Consider the following 6,232-nt stretch of genomic DNA (forward strand, 5'->3'; position numbering starts at 1 on the left):
CGTGGCCAGGTCCGGACGGGCTTACGGGGTGTGGCGGCGCAGGGGCCGAGCACGGATCCAGCCGCCCGTCTCTCAACGTTCGAAGCGGGTATCGGGACTGTCCAATCAACGGCCCTGTCTCACATTCGGTGGTGACGGAGGGTGTCGCTATCCGAGGAGGATGCGGTGGCGGAGGAGAGTGAAGCCTGCTCGCCCGTGCATCTGGCGGGCGATCCGCTTGGTCGTGGTGTTCACGTCCTCGGTGGGTCCGTTGCTGTAGCGGAGCGTGAACGCGGCGATCACGGCGTCGAGGTCTCGCTCCAGCCCCCGGGTGAAGGCGTGCAGGTGCGGCAGATCGGCTGCGCGGATCTGGGTGATCCAGAGCTCGAGCGCGTCTACATTTGCTGGCTGAGGCTTCAGGAGCTGGGCGAAAGCCGGGATAGAGACTGCCAGTTGAGTCATTTCGGGGCAGGCCGCGGTGAGGCGGTCCAGCAGCTGTCGTTGCTCAGCCTTGAGGTTGTCGGGTCTGGTGAGCAGCATCCGGGCGAGCCGCCGTGCGGAGATTTGGCTGCGGTCGGCGTCGGCGCGGCCTTGGTTGATGTACTTGTGCAGGAGGTTGAGGCAGCCGGTGAAACCGAGGGATTTGATCTCTTCGAAGAGGTGCAGGACGGGGACGGCGGGGTCCTCGGCGCGGCGTTTGCGAAGGTGTTCGCGGTAGGGATCGACCAGGCTGGCGCGGTATTTGGGGACGCGGAGCATGCGCTAGGGATGATCGGCGCGGGCGTAGCGTTTGACGGTGTTCAGGGCCAGTTGCAGGCGGCGGCCGCATTCGAGCAGGCCCACACCCTGGTCGAGCAGACCGTGAACCTGGTGCCACCGTTCCAGGGTGGTCTGTGCGCGGGGCCCGTCATAGAGGGGTACGTCCAGTACGGTCGCCCAACAGGTGCTGTGGGCTTTCACTTCGCTCAGGGCCGCTTCAGGTTTTTCCATAAATGCCAGCGATCGCCAACCTGCACCGCATCAGGCAGCGCGCGGCGGATGGCCTCGGCGTACGTCGCCGAGCCGTCCCGGCACACGATCTCGACGCCCGGATGCTCGCGCAGGCACACCTCCAGGGTGTCGGCCGTGCGGTCGGCAAGAACGTCGATCCGTTCGTGGGTCTCGGCGTCGATCACCACGGTGGCATAGCGGTGGCGCCTGCGCAGGGCGAAGTCGTCGACCCCGATCACGCGCGGCACCTGCCTGGTGGGCAGAGCGATGCGCAACAAGGTGCGCAGGGCAGCGTGACGCGACAGTCCCATCGCGAGCATCGCTCCAGCAAACGGGACCCGCCCGGCCCGCTAACTCCTCGACCACGGCCTTGACTTGCCTGGTCAGCCGTGCGGTGCGGCGCTGATATCGCTCCAACACCCCGGGCACCTGCTCGCGGAAGGTATGCCGGCAGCCACGCGTGGGACACACCAGACGCCGCACCCGCACGCGGACCACCACCCGCCGCCCGTCCACCGACACGTCGGCCACCGTCCGCAGATGAAAACCATGCACCCGCCCGGACGGTGCCCCGCAACCCGGACACGGCACCGGGCTCTCAGGGGTCCGCGCACGCACCGAAATCTGCTCGCCCTCATCCGTCACGTCCTCGATGACCAGCGGCGCGAGCCCCGAAAACACCACATCTACAAGATCGTTGACGTTCCGCACATCACGTCCACGATGAACCAGCGCTCTCCGTCACCACCGAATGTGGGACAGGGCCAATCTAACGGCTCCTTCACGACGGTCGAGGGCGGCAAGCTGACTACGTCGGGGTCGGGCAGCAACTTCAAGGTCAACGGCAAGGCGAACATCGTCTGCGGCAACATCAACGCCGCGAACACCACGATCTACGTCATCGGTGCGTCTGGGGCTGTGACGGTGGTGTCGGCGGCCGTGGCCAGGGTCGGGGCAGGGACCATGGGGACGGGTGGGATGTGGGGCCGGGTAAGGGCCTGGGTTCTTGCCCGGCGGGTGGTGGGCATGGTGGCGTGCTCGGCGACCAGGGTCCGCGCCCGCTCGGGCAGCGACGGCGGATCGAGCCTGCCCGCACCGGCGCCGGGCACCAGCACCTCGGCCACCTCATCCGCCGTCGGCCGCCGCTCCGGGTCGGGGTGCATACACCGGCGGACCAGCTCCGCGAGCTCCTTCGGCAGCCCGGCGAGATCGGGGGAACCGGCCCGGATACGGGCGACCACGGACGGCGTGTCCCGGCCCCAGGGGCTGCGCCCCAGGGCCAGGCGGGCGAGGACGGTCCCCAGGGAGAAGACGTCGCTCGCGGGGGTGAAGGCGGCCTGTTCGCGCAACTGCTCGGGCGAGGCGTACGCGTACGTGCCAGCGAAGCCGCGCCGTGGCTCGGTGAGCCGTTCGATCTGGGCGATGCCGAAGTCGATGACGCGCGGTCCGTCCTCGGTCAGCAGCACGTTGGCAGGCTTGAGATCGAGGTGCACGATGCCCTGGGCGTGGATGGCGCTCAGGGCGACGGCGATGCCCGCCCCCAGCGAGCGCACCAGGCCGGGCTCCAACCGGCCGCAGTGCTCGACGAGTTCCTGCAGCGAGGGGGCGGCCACGTACGGCACCGCCATCCACGGGGTCGCACCGTCCGTGTCCGCCGCGATCACCGGCACGGTGAACCTTCCGTCGACCCGCTGGGCCGCCCGCACCTCGTGGGCGAAGCCCCGCTTGATCGGGGGAGCCGCCGCGAGGTGCGCGTGCAGCGTCTTGACGGCGACCATCAGCCCTTCGGCGTCCTGGCACAGGTAGACCCGTCCGAAACCGCCCTCGCCGAGCACTCCAGGACCTCGTACGAACCAAAGGCCGTCGGCTGGTCCGCCCCGCCCGCCCCGGCAGCGGGCCGCGCCCGCTCCATCTCCCGCCAGCTGCCGATGGCGGCCGCCTGCGGGTGGAACGCGATCCGGCCGTCCTGCGCGACCGACGCCCGCTCGCGCGGACCTTCCTCATTCGTGGCCGTCCGCTCCGCCTGCTCGTCCTCCACCACGACGAACGCCGCCGCCTGCTCCGTCCGCGCCGACTCCGGGCCGCCGTCCTCGAACCCGTACGCCTGGATCTGCACGTTCTCGTCGCTCATGCGGGACACGAAGACGCCCGGCAGTCCCAACCCCGCGCACACGGAGGCCTCTTGGGGCGTCGGCCGCAGGTCGTCGCGGGCGAAGCACAGGGCCGCCACCTCGTACCCCTGCTCGGTCAGGCCCCGCAGCACGTCCTTCCACTGCTCCGCCGTCCAGGAGCGCCACGCCGGTTCGTCCGCGATGTCGTTCACGACCGCGAGGCGGTTCGCGACGGCCGCGCCGGCCGCGCGCGCGAGCACCGCGCACGCCGTGTCCGGCGCCGTCTGCACCGTCTCCGCCAGCAGCGTCGCGGTCCGCTGCGCGACGCGCACTACGGTGCGGCCGGCCACCCGGGCCAGCCCGTCGCGCTGCCCGCGCAAGGTGTCGTACACCGGCGATCCCGGCAACTGGCCCTGGAGTTCCAGGCACGCGAGCACCTTGTCGAAGCACCTGACGGCCCTCGCGTGGTCCTCCGCCCGCACCGCCGCTTTCGCCTGCGCGACGAGCGCGGAGAGGACCTCGGAACCGGCCGGGCCGTGGAGCTCCTCGGCCCGTACGGCTATCTGCCCGTACATCCGGCCGGCGCGCGCGAAGTCCCCGGCGGCTTCGACCGCGGCGGCCGTCGCGAAGAAGTCCCGCAGTCCTTCCTCGCCGCCCTCGTTGCCGAAGGGCAGGACGCCCGCGACCTCGACGTAGCGCTGGCGGGCGATGCTGACCAGCTGGTGGGTGGGGCCGAAGTTCTGCTGGGCGGTCACCAGCATCTGGGAGAACGCGCGCAGCGCGGCCGCGTTGTCGCCGCTCTTCTGCTGCCAGTAGCCCACCTCGCACAGCAGGGTGAGGGCGGTCTCGGTGCGGTTCTCCCGCTCGGCGGCCCGGCGCATCGCCTCGTAGCGGCGCACGGCCTCCTCCGGCCGGCCCGACCGGCCGTGCCAGTGGGCGAGTTGGTGCCGGGCCAGTTCGGTGTCCCGGTGGCGTGGTCCCTGGATCCGCTCCCGGTCGGCCAACAGACGTACGAACAGCTGAACCGCGGCCTCGGGCCGACCCGACTCGCCCATCCAGTGGGCGAGTTGGTGTCGTAGCACCAAGGTTTGCCGGTTCTGCGGTCCCAGCACGTCCTCCGCCCGCGCGACGAGTTCCCCGTACCGCTCGGCGGCCCGGCGCGCGTCACCCTGGCGGCCGGTCAACTCAGCCGCCTCGCCGCCCTCACGCAGCGCCTCGACGAGCGCGCGACGACTCGACGGCGTTCCGCGCCCTCTGCCCAACCACCTCATCGAGTCCCCCCAACACCGGATCCGGACGTGCGCCAAGTAGCCAGTATGCGCAACCCAAACGATTGCGCCAATCGTTTGGGCAACCTTGCCCATGAAGTTCCGCTGAATACCAACCGGCGGCTGCACAAGTCGAGTTACGCCGCGTCGGCAGTCGACGAGGCAGAGTTACGCCGCGTCGCTCACCGCAGGCTCGGGCCGATCGGTGTGCCGGTGGAGGTCCGCACCACGAGTTCGGGTGTGAGCGCCTCCGAGGCGACGGGCTCGCCCGCGATACGGCGCAGGAGCAGCCGTACGGCACGGCGCCCCTGTTCGGCCATCGGGGAATGCACGCTGGTGAGCGGGACGGGCAGTTCGGCGGCGAGCGGGGTGTCGTTGAACCCGGCCAGCGCGAGGTCCTCACCCAGCCGCAGGCCCAGGTCACGGGCAGCGCCCATGGCGCCCAGCGCGGCAAGGTCGTTGACGGCGAAGATCGCGGTGGGACGGTCGGGGAGGCTCAACAGTTCGACGGCGGCCTGGTGCCCGCCTGCGGTGTCGAAGCGGCAGTGCCGCACCCGGTGGGCAGGCAGCGGCAGGCCCGCCTCGCGGTAGCGGTCGGTGAAGCCGGTGGTGCGGTCGGTGCCGGTGCTGGCGAAGGGTTCACCGGCGACGACGGCCACCCGGTGGTGGCCGAGGGCCAGGAAGTGCTCGGCCACGAGCCTGCCGCCCAGCGGGTCGTCGCAGGTGACCGCCGGAAGGCCGGTGTCCGTGCGGCGGTTGACCAGCACGAAGGGCGTGCCGGCCAGGGCGGGGTCGGCGAGGACGGCCCCGTCCAGGTGCGCGTCGCCGATGACGAGACCGTCCACCCGGCGCCCGAGGACCATGCCGATCCGCTCGCGCTGGGTGGCGGGATCGTCATGGGTGTTGGTGACGAAGGTGGACAGTCCCCGAAGGGTCGCCTCCTCCTCCACGCCCTCGTAGATGGTGGCCACCACGATCTCCGACAGCCGGGGAAACAGCACACCGACCAGGTTGCTGCGCCGGGTGCGCAGACTTGTGGCGTACGGGTTGGGCCGGTAACCGAGTTCGTCGGCTAGTTCCCGGATCCGCCGCGCCGTCTCGCCCGACGCGGCGCGGCCCTGCCCCCCGGACGGGCCGTTGAGGACCCGGGAGACCGTCGAGACGTGCAGTCCGAGCCGGTCCGCGATCCCGCGCAGTGTCACCGGACCGCTGTCGTCCGCCATAGCCGTCTCCCACGTCGCCGTCTCCGAACAGATCACATTCTCTCGAACGACGGGCCTCCGGGGGCTCGGCGGGGCCCGAACTCCACGGGACCGGCAGGCTCGACGGACCGTCGACCTGGTACACCTCATGCGACACAACGGTGCGACGCCCTCAGCTTCCAACTCCCCGAAGTCACCCGGGCTCTGATCTGGACCGGCCCCAACAGCCAGGTGCGCGCCTTCGAGCCGCAGCAGGCGAGGCCATCGTCGACGCACCGGACGAGCGCACCAAGGTCCTGACCGAGGTCGGCCGTTCCTCACCGGCCTCACGGCCGAGCAGCCCTTCGCAGGCGACAAACTCTTGCCGGCGCTGTGCCAGAGTGCCTGACAGCGATGGGAGAGCCAGTGCTGATCAAGCCGGCATGACGGCTCAGGCAAACGCCTGCCGCCTCAGGGCCAGTATCCCAGCCCGGCAAGCTGATCAGCTTGGCGCGGCAGGGTGAATATGAATTGCCGAGGTCCAAGCCGGTGCCGACTCGCCGCCGGCAACTGCGCCACCTACCGCGTGCACTTGCACCACCTCAGCCTCGGGGGAGTCGAAGCGGTCTTGACTGTCCTGTTCGACCTGGCCTGGGCAGCGTCTTTTTCAGTGCGTGTCAGTTTCCGGCTCGGGCCGGGGGAG

Annotated in this window: 3 protein-coding genes and 1 pseudogene; all 4 read right to left on the reverse strand. The window is 70.5% G+C overall.

All coding sequences use genetic code 11. The annotated features are described in order from the left end of the window. Positions 1 to 147: 147 nt before the first annotated feature. The 4 genes and pseudogenes from M8J74_RS33270 to M8J74_RS33285 all read right to left on the reverse strand — a co-directional run bounded on the left by M8J74_RS33270 (position 148) and on the right by M8J74_RS33285 (position 5,571). A pseudogene (locus M8J74_RS33270) lies at positions 148 to 1,680 on the reverse strand (ISL3 family transposase). 182 nt (positions 1,681 to 1,862) lie between these two features. After that, entirely contained in the window at positions 1,863 to 2,804 is a 942-nt protein-coding gene (locus M8J74_RS33275) for a serine/threonine-protein kinase (RefSeq protein ID WP_249839995.1), read from the reverse strand. Continuing rightward, complete coding sequence (locus tag M8J74_RS33280; protein ID WP_249839996.1) at positions 2,747 to 4,264, reverse strand: tetratricopeptide repeat protein; 1,518 nt, start codon at positions 4,262 to 4,264, stop codon at positions 2,747 to 2,749. The genes M8J74_RS33275 and M8J74_RS33280 overlap by 58 nt, the downstream gene beginning before the upstream one ends. Positions 4,265 to 4,530: 266 nt before the next feature. Continuing rightward, on the reverse strand, positions 4,531 to 5,571 hold the full coding sequence (locus M8J74_RS33285) for a LacI family DNA-binding transcriptional regulator (RefSeq protein ID WP_249839997.1): 1,041 nt from the start codon (positions 5,569 to 5,571) through the stop codon (positions 4,531 to 4,533). Between the last annotated feature and the right edge of the window lie 661 nt (positions 5,572 to 6,232).

It is taken from the genome of Streptomyces panaciradicis (genome assembly GCF_023516615.1).
Taxonomy (GTDB): Bacteria; Actinomycetota; Actinomycetes; order Streptomycetales; family Streptomycetaceae; genus Streptomyces; species Streptomyces panaciradicis.